This window comes from Micrococcus sp. 140720015-1, assembly GCF_053627595.1.
In genome coordinates, this window is the sequence record NZ_JBSEYC010000004.1 from 24799 (window position 1) to 48701 (window position 23903).

The following is a 23903-nucleotide window of genomic DNA, read 5'->3' on the forward strand; positions in this document are numbered from 1 at the left end:
TCGCTGGGGGACTCTCGGTCGGGTGGCCCTCGGTCAAGGGATGAGGGGTTCACGTCTGTGAAGAGGACGTGGGCCCCTTGTTCACGTTCCGGGAGCGTCACGCCGTTTGCCCCTGACGACGACGACTCGGCAGGCCCGCTCTCGATTCGCGTCCGACGGTGCGGGTGGGGTATGCTCGTCGGGTGCCGAAGCGCGGATGACCGCGATTCGCCACGGGCTATGGCGCAGCTTGGTAGCGCGCTTGACTGGGGGTCAAGAGGTCGTGGGTTCAAATCCCGCTAGCCCGACCAGGTGAGGTTTACTGCAAACACCGACCCTATGGGCCGGGTTTGGCGGAGCTTCCAGGTTCAATGAAGTAAGGGAGTCGCCCATGTGGGCGGCTCCCTTCTTCTTCGTCTGGTAGTGCTTTGCCCAGGTGGCCTGGGCGAGGTCGTGCAGGCGGCCAGGCGGTTCTCCGATGGTGCTGGCGTGGTAGATCGTCTGGACGGTGAAGAGGTCTCCGTGCGGGTCTTCGAGGTCGTGATCGATGATCTCGTCATGGTCGATGAAGATGTGCTTGAAGATGGCCTGGTTGAGGCGGCGGCGGACTTCGTCGCTGGCGTTCATATACAGCTCGTAGGGGTCTTCGAGCAGGCGCAGGTTGGTCTCGGTGAACTCGACCGCGTCCTTGAGCGTGTCGACGGTGGCCTGGGGCTGGGCGGTGAGGCGTTCGCGTTCAGCGCCGATCTCGCGGAGCTTGGCGCGGATCTTCTCCTTCGGGATGGTGTCGTCGACGACCAGCTCCAGGAGGTTGCTTTCCTGGGCGTCCAGGCGCTCCAGCTGCCCTTCGAGCTGTTCCTTCAGGGCGGGTTGTGAGGCTTCTTGCTCGGCGAGGGCGTCGTCGAGGGTCTTGCGCATGGCCTGGAGGAAGTCGGGGCTGAACTGGACGGTGCGGTAGTGCTCCTCGACGGCGCGCTCGATGCGGCGGACGTTGGAGTACTTGGCGTCGCAGAAGCCGTCCTGGGTGCCGCGGCAGAAGAAGTACGAGTACTCCTCGCCGCTACGGGAGATGGTGCGGCGCACGATCATGCGGTGGATGGACCTGTCGCGGCCTGTTGGACGGCTCGGCAGTTTCGTGAACAGCTGGTCGGCACGGATCATCTTCCCTGCCTTCGACCTGGCGCTTGGTGCATTCAACTTCGAAGAGGGCAACGACGAGGACGACTTCTCGTTCAAGATCGCCCGACGCTAAGACGAAGGGTTTGACCCGATGAGCAATACCTTCGTTCCTGCGCGCCTGGAGATGGCGCGCGCCATTCGACAGATGACGGCCACCGCTCTCGCGGCTGAGGTCGGGGTCACCGCGCCGTGGATCTCTCAGACGGAGAACCTGAAACGAACTCCTAGCCCTGAGCTGATCCGCGAGTTCGCGCGGGCCCTGGACTTCCCAGTCGATTTCTTCTACCGCCCCGTCACTGCGCTGCCGCCCACGGACGCCTTCCACTTCCGGGCTACGTCTCGGCTGGCGAAGAAGGATGAGCAGACCGCGCGGTCGCTCTCTGCGCTAGCCATCGAACTCTCGGACTGGGTCGAAGCGACCTACCAAGCCCCCGCTCCGGCGGTGCCGGAGCTCCGGGATCTGCTCGATGCTGACGAGGTGCTCCCAGCCGAGCAGGCCGCGGAGGTACTGCGCGGTGCATGGGGGCTTGGCGCGGCGCCGATCAAGAACCTGCTGCAGCTTCTTGAGTCCAAGGGTGCCAAGGTCTACTCAGCCGGCGGGCCGCTTCAGGCGATCGATGCGTTCTCGTTCCGGCACAGGGCGACGCCGGTTATTTTCCTCAACGTGCATAAGTCTGCCGAGCGCCTGCGCTTCGACCTCGCTCACGAGTTGGGGCACCTGGTTATGCACGGTGGTTCACTACACGTTGAGCCTGGCAACGAGAAGAAGCAGGCAGCAAACGACTTCGCTTCAGCCTTCCTGATGCCGCTCGCTGACGTCCTCGGTTCGACTAGGGGCAACCTCATGCTCGAAGACATCCTGGTACTCAAGCGGCGGTGGCGCGTCAGCGCGATGGCGCTCCACCTGCTTGCACACAGGCTGGGTGTGATCTCGAACTGGACCTACAGCACGTTGGCGAGACAGCTCTCTAGCGCGGGCTTCCGGCGCGGCGAGCCGGGCTCAGACCTGCTCGCGGAAAGTTCCAGCCTGCTCACACAAGTGATGACAGACATGCGCTCTCAGGGTAAGAGCTTCATTGATATCGCGCGCGCACTCGACGTGCGTGGTCAAGACGTTCGCGACCTCATGCTTGGTCTAGTCACCTTTGCTATCGAGGGCGAAGCGCAGCTGCGAACTCCGAGCCGAGCCAACCTTCGAGTGGTGTAAGTCGATCTTCACGAAAAGTCCTGATCGTGAGATAATCAGGACAGATCGCAACGTTCGGTCGAGCCAGTCAAGGCTCCCCGTCGCGACTCCCTCTCTCGGCACCGCCTCCGGCGCGGCACCCTAGCAGTGTCAGTGGTCGTCGGTAGCGTAGGACACGCCCCGAGAGCACAACTTAAGACGCGCCTCAGCGCGGAGGAGAACCAGCACAGCATGACAACGTTCAGCACCAGGCGGTCGCACGGCCCCAGCAGCACAACGCGTAACCGTGACGCCCATCGCCAGGAGGTCACTCGATGACCCCGTCGGTGCCGGACGAGACCCGGGACGCTCACGAAGAGCTGCTCGCCCAGCTCCGCGACCTGGTGCCCAGTGCCTTCCTCGACGGGGAACTTGACCGCGATGCGTTACTCGGGGCGCTTGGCCTCGACGGCGAGGTCAAGCCTGCCTTCTCCTTCAGCTGGCCTGGTATCGAGCGAGCACGCCAGGATGCGCGCGTCCCGACCACGGCAACGCTCGTTCCCGATGAGGATGCTTCCCTGCACTGGCCGGACGCTCGTGACGTCCTGATCGAGGGTGACAACCTACAGGTACTCAAGCTCCTGAAGAACGGCTACTCACGTGCCGTCAAGCTGATCTATATCGACCCGCCGTACAACACGGGCGACACCTTCACCTACAACGACGACTTCGCAGTGCCCGAGCGGCAGTACCTCGAGGAGACCGGCCAGGTCGACGACCAGGGCAACGCCACGACCAGCCGGATCGAGACCGGTGGACGCAAGCATGCCCCGTGGCTGACCATGATGTTCTCTCGCCTCGCGCTGGCCCGTCACCTGCTGCGCCGCGACGGCGTCATCCTGGTTTCCATTGATGACAACGAGGTGCACCACCTGCGGCTGCTGCTCGATGCCGTGTTCGGCGCAGAGAACTTCGTCGGCAATTTCATCTGGAATGGTGGCCGCAAGAACGATGCTCGTCAGATCTCCGTTGGGCACGACTACGTGGTGGCCTACGCGCGTGACCACACCTATCTGCGCGAACAGGACGCGCGCTGGCGTGAGCGCAAGGCCGGTCTCGACGAGATTTACGCGAAGGTCGAAGAGCTACGCGCTTCTCACGGTACGGATTATGAGGCGGCAACGGCGGCGCTACAGGCCTGGTACAACTCACTGCCTGACGAAGCCCCCGCAAAAGCGCACAAGCACTACCGCGTGATTGATGCTCGAGGTGTTTACTTCGCGTCAGATCTAAGAAGCCCGAACCCGAGGCCTAATCTCGTCTACACATTCCGCGGTCACGAACCGCACGCGAACGGCTGGGCCTACGGACGGGAGAAGATGGAGGCGTTCGCCGACGACGATCGCATCGTCTATCCCAAGAAGGAGGGCGGACGCCTTCAACTCAAGTCCTACTTGCATGAGCATGAGGAGTGGGCACCAGCGTCCGTCTTCTATAAGGATCGCCGTGCCGCCTCGAAGGCGCTCGACAAGCTCATGGGAACAACCGTCTTTGACTACCCGAAGGACACGGAAGTGCTCGCCCGCCTCTTCCACGCCATCACGGACGATGGCGACCTGATCCTCGACTTCTTCGCGGGCTCCGGCTCGACAGGCCAGGCGGTGTGGGAGCAGAACCCGAAGGACGGCAAGACACGGCATTGGATTCTGGTGCAAGTGCCGGAGAAGCCTGATGCGTCGGAAGAGTCGGGCAAGAACGCTTTGGCGGCCGGTTACGAGACGATCTTCGAGGTGACGGCTGAGCGCCTTCGCCGCGCGGCAGCCTCGCTGCAGCACGAGACGCTCGATGCTCCGCAGCTCGGGTTCAGGATCTTCCGCACTCGCCCGACGAATCTCATCATTGAGAAGCCGATCATCGCCTCGGCAGAACTGACCGGACAGGGTTACCTGACCCAGGTTCTCGATTACACGGCGGGAGCTCCGGTGGTGGATGGTGCGGTGCCGCTCGATGTTGCGTGGGAGGTGGCGCTCAAGGCCACTGGGACGAAGCTCGATGCGCGCGTGACGACGCACGAACTGGACGGTGTGACGGTCTACGAGTTCACTCCCGCCGAGGGCGAGAGCACGTCGGGTCGTCTCTTGATCTCGCTCGATGCGTTCTCGCTGGCGACGGCCGATGCGCTTGCCTTGAGTGATGACGACACCCTGATCCTTCGTGGTGATCAGGTCGAGGACTCGGTGACGCTGACGTTGGCGCCGCGGTTGCAGTCAAAGCTGATTCTTCTGGAGCGGGTGCCTCGTGAAGTTTCGCTTTGATGACCAGCCGCACCAGTCGGCCGCCGTTTCCGCGGTGGTCGACCTGTTTGAGGGTGCCTTGGTGCCACCGCGCGATGCGCTTGCTGGGCAGGCGCCTGGCGCGGATGGTCACGCGGGTTTCACGCTGGAACGCTCCGTTCTCACCGACAATCTGAGGACGATCACCGCCCGCGAGTCTGTCGAACCACAGACCCAGCTCGAGCTGCTGGCGGAGACAGACCTGCAGGGCACCGCGCGTGAGTTCCCGAACTTCTCGGTCGAGATGGAGACGGGTACCGGGAAGACCTACGTCTACATCTCGACAGCGCTGCGCCTGGCTGAGCTGTACGGGCTGCGCAAGTTTGTCATCCTCGTCCACTCGATCGCGATTCGTGCGGGCGTGGTGAAGACGTTCGAACAGAGTGAGGAGCACTTCCGGCTGAAGTATCCCGGCGTCCCGTACAAGTGGGGTGTGCTGGGCGAGAACTCGGCGCTGAACGACTTCACCGAGCCGTCGGGCACGGTGCAGTTCCTGGTTGCCAGCGTGCAGGCGCTCGACAAGCCGGACACGAACACGCTCTATGCCAGTGCGGAGCAGCCGCAGCTTTGGGGTGACTCGCTGAGTGGTGTGCAGCAGATCGCGAAGGCTCGCCCGGTTGTCCTGATTGATGAGCCGCAGAACATGGCGACGCCGCTGCGCCGTCAGGCGATTGCCACGCTGAACCCGCTGGTGGCGCTGCGCTACAGCGCAACGCACAAGGAGCCGTTCAACCTCGTGCACCGGCTTGGCCCGAAGCGGGCCGCCGAGGCGGGTCTGGTCAAGCGGGTGTCGGTCAAGGGCATCGTCGCTGGCGAGGACGGCAAGCCCTACGTCCGTCTCGACAAGCTTCGGAGCGTCCGCAAGCGCCTGATGGCCGAGGCGGTCATCGATAAGGCGGGCGGCAAGCGGGTGCCGGTGGTTCTGCAGAACGGTACCGACCTGTTTGAGGAGTCCGGTAACCTGCCGCAGTACCGCGGCCTGGTTGTCGACAGCATCGAGCGCAAGCCCGACCGCGTGATCTTCGAGAACAAGCTCGTCGTGCAGGCCGGCACCGAGACCGGCGTGGACGCTGAGGCTGTCTGGCGTGACCAGATCCGCCACACCATTCGAACGCACCTGGCCCGTCAGAGGCAGATCGACTCGATGAACCGTGGCGTCAAGGTTCTGTCGCTATTCTTCGTCGAACGTGTGGCTGACTACGCCGGTGACGAGGCGGTGCTGCCTGGGATGTTCGACGAGCTGTACCGCGAGGAGTGGCTCCGGGCAGGCAATCCCGAGAGCGAGATGCCTGACCCTGCCAAGCTGCGGGTCGCCTACTTCCCGTCTACCAAGACGGGCATCCTGAAGGACACGTCTGGTCGAGCGTCGGATGCCGAGCTGGAGGCGCGGGCGTACCAGGAGATCATCGCCAACAAGGAACTCATCCTCGACCGTGCCAACCCGCGCGCGTTCATCTTCTCCCACTCCGCTCTCAAGGAGGGCTGGGACAACCCGAACGTCTTCCAGGTCGGCTTTCTGCGTCACACGCGCTCGGAGTTGGAGCGTCGACAGCAGATCGGCCGTGGTCTGCGTCTGCCGGTTGACCAGAACGGTCACCGTGTCATGGACCCGGCGATCAACCGGCTGACCCTGATCGTGGACGAGTCCTTCACGGAGTTCCGCGACGGTCTGAATGCCGAGTACGTCGCCTCTGGCGGTGGCTCCGGCGAGGCTGGTCCCGAGGTCGACAACGCCGACAACGAGGTCATCGTTCACAGGCGCCCTGCCCTGTTCGAGAGCCCCGAGTTCGCTGAGCTCTGGAAGCGCATCCGCTACAAGGCGCGTTACCGCGTCACCGTCGATCCGGAAGCGCTCCGCGTTGTGGTTGCGGCGTCCGAGCATCTGGCCGACCTCGAGTTCATCGAGCGCCGCGCCAATGTGGTGCAGTCCGCCGACCTCGTTTACGACGACGAGGGACACGTCATCACGGCAGACTCCGCCGTTGCAGAGTCCCGTGGCGAGCGCATCGTGGTTGTAGGCCAGCGCCTTCCTGACGTCGTGCAGCTCATCGAGGATCAGCTGCAGTACGGCAAGTTCCCCCTCCAGCTCACCCGACCGACCCTGGCTGGGATCGTGCGCGAGATCCTGAACTATCCCGACCGCGACTACGCACGTCACGTCCTTGATGATCCCGACCGCTGGGCGCGGATCGTGGCGAACGCCATCCGCATCGAGACGATCGAGCAGATGGTTCGCGGCATCAGCTACGAACCCATCGACGAGACGGACTGGTGGGATGCCGAGGTCGTCTTCCTCGAAGTCGAAGCCAAGAACCCGCCGCAGCCGATGCCCGGCAACCCAGATCCGAAGAACGGCGTCATTGCCGCGCCCGAGGGCGGCGTAAACCTGTACGACCACGTTGACTACGACAGCCACGTCGAGCGCGCATTCGCCGCGCAGCTCGAGAACAACCGCGAACACGTCAAGCTGTTCACCAAGCTGCCGCGCCGCTTCCGCGTCCGCACGCCTGTTGGCGAGTACTCGCCGGACTGGGCCATTGTCTACGACGAGAACGGCACCCAGCGGCTCTACCTCATCCGTGAAACCAAGGACACCCGCAACCTCGACGACCTCGACTGGGACGAGGCAATGCGCATCCGCTTCGCGGAGCACCACTTCGACGCCGCACCAACCGGGCCGGTCGACTACAACTACACGACCGACAAGCACGGGCTGCTGATCGGTGGAGCCAGCGACAGCGCGGCATCAGGAGGTCTGGGGTCATGAGTGCAGACACAGCAAACGCAAGGCCAACGGAGGTCTCGTACCCACTGTTCCTCGACGAGCCAACCGACGTCGATCTCCTCTCCTTTGATGCGGTCGCATCAACGGTGGTCGACGCTCTGCTCGACCCTCGCCTCGACCCGATCGCACTCGGGCTATCTGGTAGCTGGGGTAGTGGCAAGACGTCGGTCCTGCGTCTGATTGCAGAGCAGCTGCGCGTCGACAGCAAGGCCGAGGGGTTGCCGCCACGCATCGTGATCGAGACCGACCCCTGGAAGTACGACCCACAGCTGGGGATCAAAGAGTCCCTGATCGGGGAGATCCTGGCCGCCCTCGAAGCTGCGCTTCCGGCCGAGGGACCGGGTGCCCAGTCGAAAGCGGTTGTCCGGCGCCTCCTCAAGCGCATCGACTGGACAAAGGCCATCAAGCTCGCAGCGAAGTCTGCCATCACCGTGACGCTTCCTTCTCTCGACGGGGTACTCGATCTCGTTAAGCCGAAACAAGAAGAGGGTAAGGAGAGGCCCGAACCGATCACCGACATGGTGCAGTTCCGCACCGAGTTCGATGACCTGCTCAAGTCGAAAGATCTGAAACAGATCCGCAATGTCGTTGTGCTGGTCGACGATCTCGATCGCTGCCTGCCGGATACCGTCGTCGAGACGTTGGAGACTATCCGTCTCTTCTTGTCGGTGCCGAAGATGTCGTTTGTCATCGCTGCGGATGAGGAACGGGTGGCGGATGCGATCGCAACCCGGTACCCCGCCGATCCAGAACGCAAAGAGGGCGAGGAAACACCGGCTCGTCTTTATCTCCACAAGATCGTGCAGACCTCCGTCCCCGTACCGGCGCTATCGGACTTCGACGCCGAGGCATATCTCGTGCTTCTCCAGATTCGTTCTCTGGTCGAAGAAGATGAGTACGCGCAGATCGTCGCGGATGTGTCGGAAGCGCGCCGGGGCGCCGTTGCCCTCGAAACGGTTGCCTCGCTTCAGAAGGAAGCCTTCGTCGAGCAGCGCAACAACGCCGCCCGTATCCGCCCCATCGTGCACGAAAAGACCAAGGGCAATCCGCGACGCATCAAGCGGTTCCTCAACGACTTGTCGGTCCGCCTCAGTATCGCGGCTCGCCGCGGTATCACGCTGGATGCTGCGACTATCGCGAAGCTCATGGTGCTGGAGCAGTACTTCCCGACCGAGTTCGCAGAAGTCACCGGGTGGTTGCGCGAACAGACCCTGCGTCAGAACATTGCAGCGCTCGAAGTGCAGGCTGGGACGCCCTCGCCAGAAGAGCCCCCGGTTGAAGAGAATAACGCCGCGCAGCTGCCTGCCGACGAACTAGGCGATGCCGAAGCCGCTGAGGACGCAGATGACACGAGGGCGCCGAGCAAGAAGAGCACCAAGGTCGAGGAGCCCAAGCCGCGCTTCAGCGAGGCACTGATCCGGTGGGCGCGTCTTTCGCCTCCGCTCGCCAAGAAGGACATTGCGCCGTATCTGGTGTTCGCGGCGAGCTTCAAGAACGTATTCGTCGCATCGGCAGGGTTGCCGGAGTCCATCCGGGACATTGCCACGCAGCTCCTCTCACGGTCGCCGTCGGAGGCTCGGCGAGTGACTGACGATATGCTGCGAAGTCTGCAGCCAGCCGAGGCAACTCGCCTGATCAACTACATCGGTGGCGTCATCGTCGATGAGCCGCAGAAGCAATCGGGTGGTGTGGTTGCCATGCTGCGTATCGCACGCGTGCACTCGAGCGCCGTGTCGGATGTCGTCGTCGCGCTTAAGCGGATCAAGCCGGCCGACCTCAAGGTCGGTGGGCTGGCCCAGCTCCAAGCTGACGACCCGCAGGAGATCATCGATCAGCTGACCATGATGGCGAACGCGAGTGGCAAGACCGAACTGGTTGCGGCGGTCGCAGCTGCCAAGGAGGGCATCTAGCTATGGGGACCAGCTCGTCGTATAAGGGCTCGACGAGCAAGGTCTCGCGCGTGCTCCGAGACGGAGTCGATCAGTGGGCGCAAAGCCAAACCGACACCGTCAAGTCATCTATCCCTGAGAACGTCGTCGCTCAGGTGCTCAAGATCCCCGTCTTCCCGCGCCGCTCATCTGGCGGCGGCGGAGGCGGTGGAAGCGCCGCGCGGGGTGGCTCCTCGGGCGGTGGCCGCAACAAACAGAGCGCACCCCGGCGCGACGCGCGCGCCTACGCGGCGACTGCGGGCCGCGCTGCCAACCTGGCCCGCGCGTTCCGCGAGGGTGACCGAGAGACGCTCGCCAAGGCCGGCCTCGACTTCGACAAGCTCTCGGCGCTGCCGACCCGTGCCGAGATGGTTCGCACCATCCTCGACGTCGTCTGCGAAGCGCAGACAAGCAGCGATATCCCGAGTGAAGAACAGCGCGACATCGCCGGACGACTTCTTGATTGGATGCTTGACCTGGAGCAGAACGCGACGCTGCCGGACGCGGCGGCAACGGCGGAACACGCGATCGGGCTCATGATCGCCGAGATCTTTCTCTCTGAATCCGGCGAGTTCACTTCACGGGATGCCGTTACCCGGGAGGAGTTCGTGGATGACGTCTACGAGACGAGCCAGCATCTCGCGGCGCGCGCCAATCTCTCGGAGCATGGCGCCTCCCAGGAAGCAATCGACGCGGCCATCGAACGTGGGTTGCGGTTCTTGCGCCGAACATACCGCGGGAGTGGTGAGTAGTCATGTTCGAGTACGAGTTCACCGTCGCACCCGTTCCTGAACCGGTGACTCCAGACGTCGACCGGACGTTTTATTGGCATGGCAAAGCATCTCCCGCCTACTTCAAGGCGAGCATCGGGCCGCTCCTTGGCGACTTGGGTGCAGTCAACAACCGGAACATTGATCTGGTGCGTATCGCTGCCGCGGTTCTTGCCGCCGACCGTTCGGCAAGTCGCTCCGGGAGTTTGTCGAGATGGAACCAGCGCGACATCTCACTTACCGTCGACGTGCTCGCGGCGACGCCCTGGAACGACGTCAGGGGTGACCTGGAGCGTCTCCTTGGGTTCTTGACGGGAGACATATGGCACTTCACCTTCCGACGGCGAACAGGCGACCCGGAGCAGATTGGCACGGTCGGGGTAGACGCTAAGCGGGCCGTTCTTCTGAGCGGCGGTGCGGACTCGGCCACGGGAGCACTGCTTTCCGCCCGCGAGCTTGCCGCACGAGGTGAGAAGCACGTTCTGGTCTCGCACTGGGCATCGCCTACTTTGTCGCCGCTGCAGACGCGCATCGCCAAGGAGATCGAACGACTGGCCCCCGGTGCGCAGGCAGATCACGTCAAGGTGCACCTTGCGCGTGGACGGCGGTCGCCGTCAGGCGCGTCGTATGGCCGAGAGAACTCATCCCGGTCGCGCTCGTTCCTCTTCATCGCGCTCGGTCTGGCTGTCGCATCCGTGAACAATATTCCGCTCTGGATTCCTGAGAACGGGTATGCCTCGATCAACCCGCCGCTGTCCAGAAGCCGTCGCGGCAGCCTATCGACCAAGACGACACACCCGAAGTTCCTCGGTGATCTAATCGCGCTTCTCGACAACGTCGGGGCGCACAGCGATCTGGTAAACCCCTACGCGAACATCACCAAGGGTGAGATGTTCGCGCAAGTGCGAGACGCCTTCGGCGTTGAAGAGGCAAGCGCATTCCTCAGCGAGACATCGTCGTGTTCACACACGGGAGCGAAGACATACGGAATTTCGCCGAAGGTAGCTTGCGGTGTCTGCTTCGGTTGCGTGCTCCGGCGAGCGTCATTCGCCGCTTCTGGTGTAGCGGATACCACGACCTACCTTGTCCCGAGCGGAGCGAAGCAGACCGCCTGGGTGGCAGACAAGAGTGTCATTCCAGCGATGCGGGATTTCCTGCGCGAGCCTTTCGGGGAGTCTGACCTCGCCCGGCTGCAGCTCCCGTCTGGTGTATCGCTGGCAGAGGTGAATGAGCTTTGTCGTCGTGGGCGAGAAGAGTTGAGGAGCCTCTCGCTTTGAAAGTTCCACCGCCGCTCGACACGCACGCACACGTTGACGCCAATATTTCTGAGCGCGATCTCCGCCAGCTCGGAGCATTCGTGTTTGCGATGACTCGGTCGCTCGATGAGTTCGAACTCGTTCGGGAACGGCGTGACGCCCGAACCCTGTGGGGCGTCGGCGTGCATCCTGGTCTAGTGCGAGCGAACAAGGCGTTCGCTGTCGAAGCATTCGAGAACGCGATCCAGAGCACGGCACTCGTCGGAGAAGTAGGACTCGATGGAACGAGCCGAGTACCAATCGAACTCCAACTCCACACCTTCCGCTCGATACTACGGGTGCTACAGAAACATCCACGGTTGGTGAGCGTTCACAGCGCAGGTGCTCATCTGCGCGTCTTGCGGGAACTGCATCGGACGCCGGTTGATGGCGTGATCCTCCACTGGTGGACGGGCAGCGCCGAGCTGACCGAAGAAGCTGTCCGGCTCGGGTGCTACTTCTCTTTGCCGCCGGCGATGATGTCCTCAGAAGAGAGCCTTCGCCTGATCCCACGCAGCCGCATACTGTCCGAGACAGATCACCCGTATGGAGACCGTCGCACCCGAGGTGCCCGTCAGCCTGGCGGCGTGGACGAAGTCGAGCGTCGGCTCGCTGCACGAGAAGGCGTCGATCGGTTGGAGATGCGCACACACTTCTGGCGAAACTTCGCACGGCTTGTTCAAAGTGTTGGTGTCATGGATCGCCTAAATACGGACTGGCAAGAAACCCTTCGCGGTGTGATACATGACTGACCTCATCACCGGCAGAGTGCGCGGAGTCTTCCGCGACGCCGTCTCGCAGCGCATGGTGCTCCGGGAGATCGATCGCATATGGCAAGCCGAAGGCTTCGCTCCGGGGACAACCACATTTCTTGGCGGCCAGCGCGTCACACTCTGGCCGAGTACGAGGCATCCGTTGACTGGGCAAGCCTTGAACACATCCGTCGTGTCCTCCGCGTCTACGAGAGTTTCCTCATCGAGTTTGGCGGTGACGACATCACTCCGTTCACTCGCGTGCTCGAACTCGACGGCTTCTCGGTCGACCCGAGCCGCAAGATCACGATGGTCGGTGGTGCGCTCTCGAGTCTCTCGGGCTTGGACGGGCTACGTGATGCCTCAGGAATCCGCGATGCCTTCCGCCGTATCGAACTGCTGCTCGACTCCGACCCGGCCGGTGTCGTCGGGGCAGTCAAGGAACTCATCGAAGCGACCGCCAAGACGGTGCTGGAGCACCTGGGGGAGACGGTAGTCAGGGACGCAGACCTCCCTACGCTGCTGACTCAGACGCAAGACGCGCTCGGACTGTCGGCGTCAGGCGTGAGCGGCACTGCCGACAGCTCGGGGTCTATCAAGAAGGTGCTCGGCGGGCTCAAGGGAATCGCTATCGGGATCACCGAACTGCGCAATGCGGAGGGTAGCGGCCACGGTCGCACGCGTGCATCCAATCTGACCGCCAGGCATGCACGCCTCGCGGTCAACGCTGGACGCACCTGGTGCGAGATCGTGCTCGACACATACGGCGATCCGGCAGCGCCGTGGCGGCGCACTCCTAATACATCCGCAGGATCCGCCTGATCGTGGACTCGCTCACTCCGTACATCTCCATCAGCTCGCGACGGGTCGAACCACCGTCGAACAGACGCCTTGCTTCGGCCTTCTGCTCTTCGCTGAGGGCTGCACGCTTCGCCTTGATGGTGAGGTCGAATCCTGCGCGGCGGAGCGTGTCTCGTACGGTGTTGCGGCGCACGTTGTACCGCTCGGCAAGCTCGTACGTCGAGGCGCCGGCTTCGTAGTCCTCAATCAGGAGCTTGACGACCGAGGGATGCAGCGCGTTCTGCTGGGGGAGCGGGCGATCGTCTGGCGCCCGTGTCGAGTCGCGGGCGGTGGCCAAGAGTTCGGCCAGTTCCGCGGTTCTCCGCGCTTGTTGGCAGTAGTTTCGCAGCAGCCCGACCACATCGACGAAGCCGGAGTCCTGCAGCGCGGGGCTCCGGCGTCGTCGTACCCGGGGCCGCCTGGCCCGCCACCCCTCATCGGGTGGGGCGGTTCAGGCCGCGAACAGCACATGCGTGTCCGGCACGACGGCCCGGCCGCCGAGGGCCGTGAGCTCCAGCAGGCAGGCCGCGCCCACCACCTCCGCACCCCGCGCCTCGATGAGCCGCCGGCCGGCGGCGAGGGTGCCGCCCGTGGCGAGGACGTCGTCGAGCAGGAGCACCCGTGACCCGGCCCGCAGGTCCTCGGAGACCTCGATGCTCGCGGTCCCGTACTCCAGCGTGTAGTCCGCGCGGGCCGCGGGAGCCGGGAGGCGCCCGGCCTTGCGCAGCGGCACGAGGCCGGTGCCGGTCAGGACGGCGGCCGCCCCGGCGAGCAGGAACCCGCGGGCCTCCAGGCCGGCCACGAGGTCGAACCGCCCCTCGAACGGAGCCACCAGGGCCTCGACGCACGCCCTCAGAGCGCGGGCGTCGGTGAGCAGGGGCGTGATGTCCTGGAAGGCCACGCCCGGGCTGGGATGGTCGGGGACCACGCGGATGAGGGAGCGGGCGCGGGCGATCTCGGAGGTGACGGACACGGCCCCCACTCTAGGCCGGACGCCGCCCGGGCCGCGGATGTGATCCGCGTCATCGGGCGGCGAGTTTGCTCTGACTCCCTCGGAGGAGGACAGTAGGTCGGTGGAAAATCCCCAGAATCCTCTCGCGGGCCGCGTGCCCGACGTCGAGCCGTCCGCCCGCGTGGCGGCGTCGACGGCCACCCGTCCCGACGACGCCGCTCCCGACTGGCGCGGCCGCCCGTTCCTCGGCCAGCCCGGCCCGCTGGCGAACCTGTTCTCCGTGGAGCTGTGGGAGCGCTTCTCCTTCTACGGCATGCAGGCCATGCTCGTGTACTACATGTCCTGGACCGCAGCGGAGGGCGGCCTCGGGATCGACCCGGCGGTGGCCACGGGCACCGTCGGCGCCTACGGCGGCATGGTGTACGTGTTCTGCATCCTCGGTGGCTGGGTCGCCGATCGCCTGCTCGGCTCCGAGCGCACCATGTTCGTCAGCGCCGTCGGGATCATGTTCGGCCACATCGCGCTGGCCCTCGTCCCGGGCGTCCCGGGCCTGGCCCTGGGCCTCGTGCTCGTCGCCGTCGGATCGGGTGGCCTCAAGGCCAACGCCACGAACCTCGTCGGCTCCCTGTACTCCCGCGAGGACCCCAAGCGCGACGCCGGCTTCTCCATCTTCTACATGGGCGTGAACATCGGCGCCCTCGTCGGCCCGCTGCTCACCGGCCTGGCACGCGACACGATGGGCTTCCACGTGGGCTTCGGCCTCGCCGCCGCCGGCATGGCCATCGGCCTGGCGCAGTACGCCCTGACCCGCAAGAACCTGCCCTCGGACGTGCACCGGATCCCGGACCCGCTGCCGCGCTCGCAGTACGGCCGCTGGGTCCTCATCGCGCTCGCCGCCGTCGCCGTCGGCGTCGTCCTGTTCCTCACCGGCATCGTCACCGTGGCCAACCTGGCCGACGCCGTCGTGGTGCTGGCCGCCGTCGCCGCCATCGGCATCTTCGCCGTGCTGCTGACCTCCAAGAAGGTCACGGATGAGGAGCGCTCCCGCGTCAAGGCGTTCATCCCGCTGTTCATCGGCACCGCCGTGTTCTTCGCCCTGTTCCAGCAGCAGTTCACCGTGATCGCGCTGTACTCGGAGAACCGCCTCGACCGGAACCTCTTCGGCTGGGAGATGCCCATGGAGTGGGTCAACTCCATCAACCCGATCTTCATCATCGCCTTCGCACCGGTGTTCGCAGCGCTGTGGACGAAGCTCGGCCCGCGCCAGCCCGGCACGCCTGTGAAGTTCGGCATCGGCATCGTGCTGATCGGCCTCGCGTTCCTGCTGTTCATCCCGGTGGCGGACGTGCTCGCCGTGCCGCTGCTGTGGCTCGCGCTGATCCTCTTCGTCTGCACCATGGGCGAGCTGCTCGTCTCCCCGGTGGGCCTGTCGCTGTCCACGAAGGTGGCGCCGCGCTCGTTCCCCGTGATGATGGTCTCGCTCTACAACCTCTCGGTGGCCCTGGGCACCGCGCTCGCGGGCTCGCTGGCCGGCTCGTACTCCGAGGAGAACGAGGTCGGCTACTTCGGCGTGATCGGCGCCGTCACCGTGGGCGTGGGCCTGCTCATGCTGGCCATCGCCAAGCCGGTGCGCCGCGGCATGCGCGGCGTGCTCTGAGCGCGCCAGTGGCGCGAATCACGCGCCGCTCGGTAGTCTGCGAGACGACGTCATCACTCCCGACCACACAAAGGACGCGCACTCCATGAGCTCCATCCCCGAAGGCCTCAAGTACTCCGCCGAGCACGAGTGGATCGCCGAGGCCGGTGCCGCCGGCACGGTCCGCGTGGGCATCACCGACTTCGCCCAGGATGCGCTGGGTGACGTCGTGTACGTGGACCTGCCGGAGGTCGGCACCGAGGTCACCGCGGGCACCGCGGTGGGCGAGGTCGAGTCCACGAAGTCCGTCTCGGACATCTACGCCCCGGTCTCCGGCACCGTGGCCGCCGTCAACGACGAGCTCGACGGCGAGCCCGGCCTGGTCAACTCCGCCCCCTACGAGGGCGGTTGGCTGTTCGAGATCACCCTCGCGGACGAGGCCCAGCTCGAGGGCCTCATGGACGCCGAGGGCTACGCCTCGCACACCAGCTGAGCCCCGTCTGCCGTCGCCCCGCCGCTGGTCGGCGGGGCGACGGCGTCCCCTTCGTCTCTCCCTCCGGCGCCGCGGCGCCGGCCCCCGCACAGGAGCACCCCATGAACCAGCCCGGACGTGAACCGGACCTGTCCACCTCCGCCATCAACCTCACCGAGCTGGCGCCGCTGGTCTCGGCGGACCTCACCCGTGAGGAGTCGGACGCGATCCGCGCCCTCCCGGCCGGTTCCGCGCTGCTGCTCGCCCACGAGGGCCCGGACCAGTCCGCCCGCTTCCTGCTGGACGAGGACGTGGTCTCCGTGGGGCGCCACCCGGACGCGGACATCTTCCTCGACGACGTCACCGTCTCCCGTCGTCACGCGGAGTTCCGGGCCGAGGACGGCGGCCACCGGCTCGTGGACCTGAACTCCCTCAACGGCACCTTCGTGAACCACGACCGGGTGGACGAGATCCTGCTGCGCTCCGGGATGCACGTGCAGATCGGCAAGTATCGGCTCACGTACTACGCCGGGCCGGCGCGGGGCTGAGCCGTCATCCCCGTGACCGATCCGCGCCCGCGCCCCGACGCCGTCCCCACCGCCCGCCCTGCGGGCCGGCTGGGCATCGGCGAGGTCGTGGCCGCCCTCGAAGCCGAATTCCCCGGTGTCACCGCGTCCAAAGTGCGCTTCCTGGAGGACCGCGGCCTCGTGCTGCCCGAGCGGACCCCCGCCGGCTACCGGCGCTTCCGGCCCGAGGACGTGGACCGGCTCCGGTTCGTCCTCGCCCTGCAGCGCGACCACTTCCTGCCGCTCAAGGTGATCGCCGACCACCTGGCCGCGCTGGACCGCGGCGAACGCCCCACCGGCCTGCCCGGGGCCGCAGCGGTCCCGGCGTCCTCGGACGCGGAGCGGCTCGGCCGCGAGGTCTCCGGGGGCCGCCGGTCGTGGACCCGCGCCGAGCTCGCCGCCGAATCCGGTGCGGGCGAGGAGCTGCTGGCCGAGCTGGATCAGTACTCGCTCCTGCCCGTCGATCCCGACGGCGGCTACCCGAGCCATGCGATGGACGTGGCCCGGGCCGCCGTCGTGCTCGCGGGCCACGGCCTGGAGCCCCGGCACCTGCGCCCGCTGCGGGCCGCGGCCGACCGCGAACTGGGCCTGGTGGAGCGCGCCGTCGCCCCGCTGCAGGCCCGCCGCGACGCCGGCACCCGTCCCCGCGTGGCCCGCTCGGCACGCGAGATCGCGCAGGCCAGCCTGCGGCTGCATGCGGCCCTCGTGGCCGAGGGGCTGGAGCAGTGGGATGACTGAGCCGCGCCCCGTGCCCGCCGACGACGTCGGCGACGTGCCCCTCTCCGTGCTCGGCGTGCGCGTCGAGCTGCCCGAGCAGCACCACGTGATCCTGCTGGTGGATCCGCCCGGCCGCACGATGGTCCCGCTGTGGGTGGGCGCGCCCGAGGCAGCCGCCGCCGCGCTCGCGCTCGAGGGAGTCCGCGCGCCCCGGCCCCTCACCCATGAGCTGCTCCTGGCCGCCGTCGACGCCCTGGGCGCCGAGGTCGTGCGGGTGCGGCTCACCGAGGTCCGGGACGAGGTCGTGCACGCCGAGCTCGTGCTCTCCACGGGCGCCCGGGTCGACGCCCGCGCGTCGGACGCCGTCGTGGTCGCCCTGCGCGCCGACGCCCCCGTGCTCGGCAGCCCCGCCGTGCTCGCGGACGCCGGCATGCCGGCGCGGACGGGGGAGGAGGACGCCGGCCAGGAGCGCGCCGTCGAGGACTTCCGCGACTTCCTCGACACGGTGCGCCCCGAGGACTTCGCCTGAGCGGGGCCGGGGGCGACACGGCGCAGCCTCGCAGCCGGGTTCGTTGACCGCCCCCGGACCCGCGCGTACCTTCGAGGGGAAGAGGGCCCCGCCACCCGGGGCGCCTCCGTCGTCCTCCCCACGGTCACCGGGGAGCGCCGCCACGGTCACCGGCGGCACATGACGGTCGCGTCCCCTTCCCACACCGGGGGCCCCGCACCAGGAGGTTCCCCGTGACACCCACTGCAGGTCCTGGCCGGCCCCCCGCGCTCGGCACCCAGGGCACGCTCTTCGACGAGGGCGCGACCCAGGGTGACGACGTCGGCTTCCGCGGTCCCACCGCGTGCAAGGCCGCCGGCATCACGTATCGCCAGCTCGACTACTGGGCCCGCACGGACCTCGTGGTCCCCACGGTCCGCAGTGCCTCCGGCTCCGGCTCCCAGCGGCTCTACTCATTCCGCGACATCCTCGTCCTCAAGGTGGTCAAGCGCCTCCTGGACACCGGCGTCTCGCTCCAGCAGATCCGCACCGCCGTGGGTCACCTGCGCGAGCGGGGTGTCGAGGACCTGGCGCAGATCACCCTGATGAGCGACGGCGCCTCGGTGTACGAGTGCACCTCGGCGGACGAGGTCGTGGACCTCGTCCAGGGCGGCCAGGGGGTCTTCGGGATCGCCGTCGGCCGCGTGTGGCGCGAGGTCGAGGGCAGCCTCGCCGAGCTGCCCCGCGAGAGCGTGGTCGCCGCCCCCGAGCCACAGGACGAACTGGCCGGACGGCGTCGGGCCCGCCGCTCCGCCTGACCCTCCACCGCGGGGCGCCCGAAGGGCCGAGCCAGTCATCTTTCGTCTCGCAACGGCGACTGTGCGCGACATGAGGCGGAACTCGCGTGCGGTGTGACACACTCCCAACCATGAGCGCACCTGTCGAGAACTTCACCCCTCCAGAGGACGCGGCCGGGTCGACCGGAGCCGGCGCCGTCTTCTCCAAGGTCCTGGTGGCCAACCGCGGCGAGATCGCCGTCCGCGCCTTCCGCGCCTGCTACGAGCTGGGCGCCCGCACCGTCGCCGTCTTCCCCTACGAGGACCGCAATTCGATCCACCGCCAGAAGGCGGACGAGGCCTACCGCATCGGCGAGGAGGGCCACCCCGTGCGCGCCTACCTCGACGTGGACGAGATCATCCGCGTGGCGAAGGACGCCGGGGCCGACGCGATCTACCCGGGCTACGGCTTCCTGTCGGAGAACGCCGGCCTGGCCCGCGCCGCGGCCGAGAACGGGATCACCTTCGTCGGCCCGCCCGCCGACGTCCTCGAGCTGACCGGCAACAAGGTCGAGGCCCTGCGCGCGGCCAAGCGCGCGGGCATCCCCACCCTGGCCTCCTCGGACCCGAGCGCCGACGTCGAGTGGCTCCTGGAGCAGGCCGAGGAGATCGGCTTCCCCATCTTCGTCAAGGCCGTCGCCGGCGGCGGCGGGCGCGGCATGCGCCGCGTCGAGCGCCGCGAGGACCTGCGCGGCTCCCTCGAGGCCGCGATGCGCGAGGCGGACACCGCCTTCGGCGACCCCACCGTGTTCCTCGAGCAGGCCGTCCTGCGGCCGCGGCACATCGAGGTGCAGATCCTCGCCGACGGCGAGGGCAACGTCGTGCACCTCTTCGAGCGGGACTGCTCGCTCCAGCGCCGCCACCAGAAGGTCATCGAGATGGCCCCGGCCCCGAACCTGGACGAGGAGATCCGGCAGGCCCTGCACCGGGACGCCGTCGCCTTCGCCAAGGAGATGGGCTACGTCAACGCGGGCACCGTCGAGTTCCTCGTGGACACGGCGGGCGAGCGTGCGGGCCAGCACGTGTTCATCGAGATGAACCCCCGCATCCAGGTGGAGCACACGGTGACCGAGGAGGTCACGGACGTGGACCTGGTCGGCGCCCAGCTGCGCATCGCCGCCGGCGCCACCCTGCCCGAGCTGGGCATCACCCAGGACGCCCTCCGGGTCCGCGGCTTCGCCATCCAGTGCCGCATCACCACCGAGGACCCGGCCAACGGCTTCCGCCCGGACACCGGCACCATCACCGCCTACCGCTCGGCCGGCGGCTCCGGTGTGCGCCTCGACGGCGGCACCATCTACTCCGGTGCGGAGATCAGCCCCCACTTCGACTCCATGCTGGTCAAGCTCACCTGCCGTGGACGCGACTACGCCACGGCCGTGCGCCGCGTGCGCCGCGCCCTGGCCGAGTTCCGCGTGCGCGGCGTGGCCACCAACATCCCGTTCCTGATGAACGTGATGGACGACCCGCAGTTCGTCAGCGGCGACGTCGCCACGGACTTCATCGACAAGCACCCCGAGCTGGCCACGGTGAACCGCTCCCAGGACCGCGGCTCCAAGGCCCTGCAGTACCTCGTGGACGTCACGGTCAACCAGCCGCACGGCCCGCGCATCGAGGGCATCGACCCCCGCGACCGCCTCCCGGAGCACCCGGGCGACAAGCACCAGGAGCCGGACCGCTCGCCCTTCGACGGCCCGAGCCGGAACGAGGACGCGGCGCCCCCGCACGGCTGGCGTCAGGTGCTGCTGGAGCAGGGCCCCGAGGGCTTCGCCCGCACCCTGCGTGAGCGGACCGCGCTGGCCGTCACGGACACCACGTTCCGCGACGCCCACCAGTCCCTGCTGGCCACCCGCGTCCGCACGCGCGACCTGCTGGCCGCCGCGCCCGCCGTCGCGCACACCCTGCCGGGGCTGCTCTCGGTGGAGGCCTGGGGCGGGGCGACGTACGACGTCGCGCTGCGCTTCCTCCACGAGGACCCGTGGCAGCGCCTCGAGCTGCTGCGCGCGGAGCTGCCGAACATCCCGATCCAGATGCTGCTGCGCGGCCGCAACACGGTGGGCTACACGCCGTACCCCACCAAGGTGACGGACGCGTTCGTGGCCGAGGCGGCGGCGTCCGGCGTCGACGTGTTCCGCATCTTCGACGCCCTCAACGACGTCGAGCAGATCACCCCGGCCATCGAGGCGGTGCGTGCCACGGGCACCGCCGTGGCCGAGGCGGCCCTGTGCTACACGGGCAACATGACGGATCCGAAGGAGACGCTCTACACGCTCGACTACTACCTGGGCCTCGCCCGCCGGATGGTCGACGCCGGCGCGCACGTCCTGGCGATCAAGGACATGGCGGGCCTGCTGCGGCCCGCCGCCGCGCGCGAGCTCGTCACCGCCCTGCGCGCCGAGTTCGATCTGCCGGTGCACCTGCACACCCACGACACCGCCGGTGGTCAGCTGGCCACCCTGCTCGCAGCGGCGGAGGCCGGCGTGGACGCCGTCGACGCGGCCACCGCGTCCATGGCGGGCACCACCAGCCAGGTGCCGCTGTCCGCCCTGGTCGCGGCGCTCGAGCACACCGAGCGGGACACCGGTCTCGGCCTCGAGGCCGCCACGGCGATGGAGCCCTACTGGGAGTCCGTCCGCTCGGCGTACGCGCCCTTCGAGGCGGGGCTGCCCGCCCCGACCGGCCGCGTGTACCACCACGAGATCCCTGGTGGTCAGCTGTCCAACCTGCGCACGCAGGCGATCGCGCTCGGCCTGGGGGAGCGGTTCGAGGCCATCGAGTCGATGTACGCCGCGGCCGACGACCTGCTCGGCCACCTCGTCAAGGTCACCCCGTCCTCCAAGGTGGTGGGCGACCTGGCGCTCCAGCTGGTCGGTTCCGGCGTGGACCCGAAGGAGTTCGCGGAGCGTCCGCAGGAGTTCGACATCCCGGACTCCGTGATCGGCTTCCTGCGCGGCGAGCTCGGCGACCCGCCCGGCGGCTGGCCGGAGCCCTTCCGGACCAAGGCCCTCCAGGGTCGCCGCGAGGGCGCGGGCATGGTGGAGATCTCCGCGGAGGACTCGACGGCCCTCGGCGAGGCCGGACAGACCCGCCGCGCGGTGCTGAACCGCCTGCTCTTCCCCGGCCCCACGAAGGAGTTCGAGGCGCACCGCGAGGAGTTCGGGGACACCGTCATCCTGCACACCCGCGACTTCCTCTACGGCCTCGTCCCCGGGCGCGAGCACGTCATCTCGCTCGGACGCGGTGTGCGGCTGCTCGCGACCCTCATGTCCGTCTCCGAGCCGGACGAGAAGGGCATGCGCACCGTGATGGTCACCCTGAACGGCCAGCTGCGCCAGATGACCGTCCGGGACCGCTCGATCGAGTCCACCGTGCGGACCGCGGAGAAGGCGGACCCCGGCACCCCCGGACACGTCGCCGCCCCGTTCGCGGGCTCGGTCACCGTCCAGGTGGCCGAGGGCGACGCCGTCGAGGTCGGCCAGGCGGTGGCCACGATCGAGGCGATGAAGATGGAGGCCGCGATCACGGCCCAGGCCGCGGGCACCGTGCGCCGCGTGGTCACGGAGGGCGTCACGCCCGTCAACGGCGGGGACCTGCTGCTCGTGATCGAGTGAGCCCCGCGTGAGCCCGCCGCCGGCGGGCCGCCCCACGGGCCCGGACGCCACCGCGTCCGGGCCCGTGCCTATCCTGGAGGGCATGGCCACCCCTGCGGAACACCACGACCTGCTCATCATCGGCTCCGGATCGGGGAACTCCCTGATCAGCGAACACTGGAAGGGCCGGAGCGTCGTGATCGCCGACTCCGGCACGTTCGGCGGCACCTGCCTGAACGTCGGCTGCATCCCCACCAAGATGTACGCCTACCCGGCCGGCCTGGCCGCACTGCCGCCCGAGGCCCGGAGCCTCGGGGTGGGGCTGGAGTTCACGGGCGCCGACTTCCCGGCCATCAGGGACCGCATCTTCACGCGCATCGACGGCATCAGCCGGGACGGGCTGCGCTACCGCCGGGATGATCTGGACTACACGAGCGTGATCCAGGAGGAGGTGCGGTTCGTGGGCCCCCGCCGCGTGCGCACCGCGTCGGGGCGGGAGATCACGGCGGACCAGGTCGTGGTCGCGGCGGGGTCGCGGCCCACCCTCCCGGAGATCCCGGGCCTGGACCTGCCGTCGGTGCACACCTCGGACACCGTGATGCGCATGGATCGGCTGCCGCGGCGGCTGCTGGTGGTGGGCGGCGGGTTCATCGCCTGCGAGTTCGCGTCCGTCTTCGCCGGGCTGGGGACCGAGGTCGTCCAGGTCAACCGCGGCCACCGGCTGCTCAAACAGCACGACATGTCCGTGTCCACGACGTTCACGAAGATCGCGGCCCGACGGTGGGACCTGCGCACGGGGTGGACCCCGTCCGGGATCGAACCGGTCGAGGACGCCGAGCGGGCCGCGGACGGCTGGGTCCGGGTGAGCCTGGAGCGCGCGGAGGGCCAGGAGCAGACCGGCATCGTGGAGGAGGCCATCGAGGCGGACGCGGTGCTGATCGCGGTCGGCCGGACGCCGAACACGGACCGCCTCGACCCCGCCGCCGCGGGACTGGACGTCACCGACGACGGCGTCCTGGCCAGCGACGAGCACCAGCGCGCGCTCTCCGACGGGGCGCCGGTGGAGGGGGTCTACGTGCTCGGGGACGTCGCCAACACGTGGCAGCTCAAGCACGTGGCCAATCACGAGGCCCGCGTCGTCGCGCACAACCTGGAGCATCCGGACGACCTCCGCGTCAACACGCTCGGCCCCGTGCCGGCGGCCGTGTTCACCCATCCGCAGGCGGCCTCCGTCGGGCTCACGGTGGAGCAGGCGCTCGCCGACTACGGCGCGGACGCGATCACGGTGAAGACCCAGTCCTTCGGGGATGTCGCCTACGGCTGGGCCATGGAGGACACCGAGGGCGTGTGCACCGTCGTCGCGGAGAAGGCCACGGGACGGATCCTGGGTGGGCACATCCTGGGGCACGAGGCCGCGAACCTCATCCAGCCGCTCGTGACCGGCATGACGTTCGGCATCGACGCCCACCGGCTCGCGCGGGGCCAGTACTGGCCCCACCCGGCCCTCACCGAGGTCGTCGAGAACGCGCTGCTGGGCCTGGACGTGCCGGACTCCGGCCTGCTCTGACCGGACCCGCCGGGACGACGACGCCCGGCCGCGGGGGCCGGGCGCCGTCGTCGA

At 67.6% G+C, this 23903-nt stretch carries 19 protein-coding genes and 1 tRNA gene; 17 read left to right on the plus strand and 3 right to left on the minus strand.

The features are described from left to right. The first annotated feature begins 213 nt into the window (after nt 1-213). Nucleotides 214-290, plus strand: a tRNA-Pro gene (locus ACUXPL_RS07545). On the opposite strand, the gene ACUXPL_RS07550 is transcribed toward ACUXPL_RS07545, so the two are convergent. Further along, nucleotides 253-1140: a hypothetical protein gene (locus tag ACUXPL_RS07550; RefSeq protein ID WP_454182984.1), complete on the minus strand. Its 888-nt coding sequence runs from the start codon at nt 1138-1140 to the stop codon at nt 253-255. The genes ACUXPL_RS07545 and ACUXPL_RS07550 overlap by 38 nt on opposite strands. A gap of 109 nt (nt 1141-1249) precedes the next feature. Between ACUXPL_RS07550 and ACUXPL_RS07555 the strand changes: the two genes are divergently transcribed. From ACUXPL_RS07555 to ACUXPL_RS07590, 8 genes are all read left to right on the plus strand, one after another. Continuing rightward, on the plus strand, nt 1250-2365 hold the full coding sequence (locus ACUXPL_RS07555) for an ImmA/IrrE family metallo-endopeptidase (RefSeq protein ID WP_454182986.1): 1116 nt from the start codon (nt 1250-1252) through the stop codon (nt 2363-2365). 293 nt (nt 2366-2658) lie between these two features. Further along, on the plus strand, nt 2659-4638 hold the full coding sequence (locus ACUXPL_RS07560) for a site-specific DNA-methyltransferase (protein ID WP_454182988.1): 1980 nt from the start codon (nt 2659-2661) through the stop codon (nt 4636-4638). Then, complete coding sequence (locus ACUXPL_RS07565) at nt 4622-7423, plus strand: restriction endonuclease (protein ID WP_454182990.1); 2802 nt, start codon at nt 4622-4624, stop codon at nt 7421-7423. The genes ACUXPL_RS07560 and ACUXPL_RS07565 overlap by 17 nt, the downstream gene beginning before the upstream one ends. After that, nucleotides 7420-9351, plus strand: a complete 1932-nt coding sequence (locus ACUXPL_RS07570) for a KAP family P-loop NTPase fold protein (RefSeq protein WP_454182992.1) — start codon at nt 7420-7422, stop codon at nt 9349-9351. The genes ACUXPL_RS07565 and ACUXPL_RS07570 overlap by 4 nt, the downstream gene beginning before the upstream one ends. A 2-nt stretch (nt 9352-9353) precedes the next feature. Beyond that, on the plus strand, nt 9354-10121 hold the full coding sequence (locus ACUXPL_RS07575) for a hypothetical protein (protein ID WP_454182994.1): 768 nt from the start codon (nt 9354-9356) through the stop codon (nt 10119-10121). A gap of 2 nt (nt 10122-10123) precedes the next feature. Next, a complete protein-coding gene (locus ACUXPL_RS07580) occupies nt 10124-11416 on the plus strand; it encodes a hypothetical protein (RefSeq protein WP_454182996.1) in 1293 nt (430 codons plus the stop codon). Continuing rightward, nucleotides 11413-12186 carry a TatD family hydrolase gene (locus ACUXPL_RS07585; protein ID WP_454182998.1) on the plus strand — a complete coding sequence of 258 codons (774 nt, stop codon included), beginning with the start codon at nt 11413-11415 and terminating at the stop codon, nt 12184-12186. Before ACUXPL_RS07580 ends, ACUXPL_RS07585 begins: the two co-directional genes overlap by 4 nt. Before the next feature lie 261 nt (nt 12187-12447). Continuing rightward, nucleotides 12448-13008, plus strand: a complete 561-nt coding sequence (locus ACUXPL_RS07590) for an abortive infection family protein (protein WP_454183000.1) — start codon at nt 12448-12450, stop codon at nt 13006-13008. On the opposite strand, the gene ACUXPL_RS07595 is transcribed toward ACUXPL_RS07590, so the two are convergent. Further along, entirely contained in the window at nt 12983-13387 is a 405-nt protein-coding gene (locus ACUXPL_RS07595) for a helix-turn-helix domain-containing protein (protein ID WP_454183002.1), read from the minus strand. The genes ACUXPL_RS07590 and ACUXPL_RS07595 overlap by 26 nt on opposite strands. Before the next feature lie 90 nt (nt 13388-13477). Next, complete coding sequence (locus ACUXPL_RS07600; RefSeq protein WP_454183004.1) at nt 13478-13999, minus strand: adenine phosphoribosyltransferase; 522 nt, start codon at nt 13997-13999, stop codon at nt 13478-13480. Between the two features lie 100 nt (nt 14000-14099). Between ACUXPL_RS07600 and ACUXPL_RS07605 the strand changes: the two genes are divergently transcribed. The 8 genes from ACUXPL_RS07605 to ACUXPL_RS07640 all read left to right on the plus strand — a co-directional run bounded on the left by ACUXPL_RS07605 (nt 14100) and on the right by ACUXPL_RS07640 (nt 23849). Next, the gene (locus ACUXPL_RS07605) at nt 14100-15635 is read left to right on the plus strand and encodes a peptide MFS transporter (protein ID WP_454183006.1); all 1536 of its coding nucleotides are present in this window, start codon (nt 14100-14102) and stop codon (nt 15633-15635) included. A gap of 85 nt (nt 15636-15720) precedes the next feature. Continuing rightward, entirely contained in the window at nt 15721-16107 is a 387-nt protein-coding gene (gene gcvH / locus ACUXPL_RS07610) for a glycine cleavage system protein GcvH (protein ID WP_002854607.1), read from the plus strand. Between the two features lie 101 nt (nt 16108-16208). Continuing rightward, a complete protein-coding gene (locus ACUXPL_RS07615) occupies nt 16209-16634 on the plus strand; it encodes an FHA domain-containing protein (RefSeq protein WP_002854606.1) in 426 nt (141 codons plus the stop codon). A 12-nt stretch (nt 16635-16646) separates the two neighbouring features. Further along, complete coding sequence (gene ftsR / locus ACUXPL_RS07620; RefSeq protein WP_454183008.1) at nt 16647-17390, plus strand: transcriptional regulator FtsR; 744 nt, start codon at nt 16647-16649, stop codon at nt 17388-17390. Next, nucleotides 17383-17898 carry a bifunctional nuclease family protein gene (locus ACUXPL_RS07625; RefSeq protein ID WP_002854604.1) on the plus strand — a complete coding sequence of 172 codons (516 nt, stop codon included), beginning with the start codon at nt 17383-17385 and terminating at the stop codon, nt 17896-17898. The genes ftsR and ACUXPL_RS07625 overlap by 8 nt, the downstream gene beginning before the upstream one ends. 212 nt (nt 17899-18110) lie before the next feature. Next, nucleotides 18111-18674, plus strand: coding sequence for a MerR family transcriptional regulator (locus tag ACUXPL_RS07630; protein WP_180535759.1), 564 nt, complete (start codon nt 18111-18113; stop codon nt 18672-18674). Between the two features lie 110 nt (nt 18675-18784). Beyond that, a complete protein-coding gene (locus tag ACUXPL_RS07635) occupies nt 18785-22303 on the plus strand; it encodes a pyruvate carboxylase (protein ID WP_454183010.1) in 3519 nt (1172 codons plus the stop codon). A gap of 82 nt (nt 22304-22385) precedes the next feature. After that, nucleotides 22386-23849 (plus strand): mycothione reductase, encoded by a 1464-nt coding sequence (locus ACUXPL_RS07640; RefSeq protein ID WP_454183012.1) that lies wholly within the window; start codon nt 22386-22388, stop codon nt 23847-23849. Nucleotides 23850-23903 lie beyond the last annotated feature (54 nt).

Bases quoted from the DNA above. Each gene is read 5' to 3' on its own strand.
- gcvH (WP_002854607.1), top strand. From the start codon at position 15,721: ATGAGCTCCATCCCCGAAGGCCTCAAGTACTCCGCCGAGCACGAGTGG.
- ACUXPL_RS07640 (WP_454183012.1), top strand. From the start codon at position 22,386: ATGGCCACCCCTGCGGAACACCACGACCTGCTCATCATCGGCTCCGGA.
- ACUXPL_RS07580 (WP_454182996.1), top strand. From the start codon at position 10,124: ATGTTCGAGTACGAGTTCACCGTCGCACCCGTTCCTGAACCGGTGACT.
- ACUXPL_RS07615 (WP_002854606.1), top strand. From the start codon at position 16,209: ATGAACCAGCCCGGACGTGAACCGGACCTGTCCACCTCCGCCATCAAC.
- ACUXPL_RS07575 (WP_454182994.1), top strand. From the start codon at position 9,354: ATGGGGACCAGCTCGTCGTATAAGGGCTCGACGAGCAAGGTCTCGCGC.
- ACUXPL_RS07550 (WP_454182984.1), bottom strand. From the start codon at position 1,140: ATGATCCGTGCCGACCAGCTGTTCACGAAACTGCCGAGCCGTCCAACA.
- ACUXPL_RS07635 (WP_454183010.1), top strand. From the start codon at position 18,785: ATGAGCGCACCTGTCGAGAACTTCACCCCTCCAGAGGACGCGGCCGGG.
- ACUXPL_RS07625 (WP_002854604.1), top strand. From the start codon at position 17,383: ATGACTGAGCCGCGCCCCGTGCCCGCCGACGACGTCGGCGACGTGCCC.
- ACUXPL_RS07555 (WP_454182986.1), top strand. From the start codon at position 1,250: ATGAGCAATACCTTCGTTCCTGCGCGCCTGGAGATGGCGCGCGCCATT.
- ACUXPL_RS07570 (WP_454182992.1), top strand. From the start codon at position 7,420: ATGAGTGCAGACACAGCAAACGCAAGGCCAACGGAGGTCTCGTACCCA.
- ACUXPL_RS07560 (WP_454182988.1), top strand. From the start codon at position 2,659: ATGACCCCGTCGGTGCCGGACGAGACCCGGGACGCTCACGAAGAGCTG.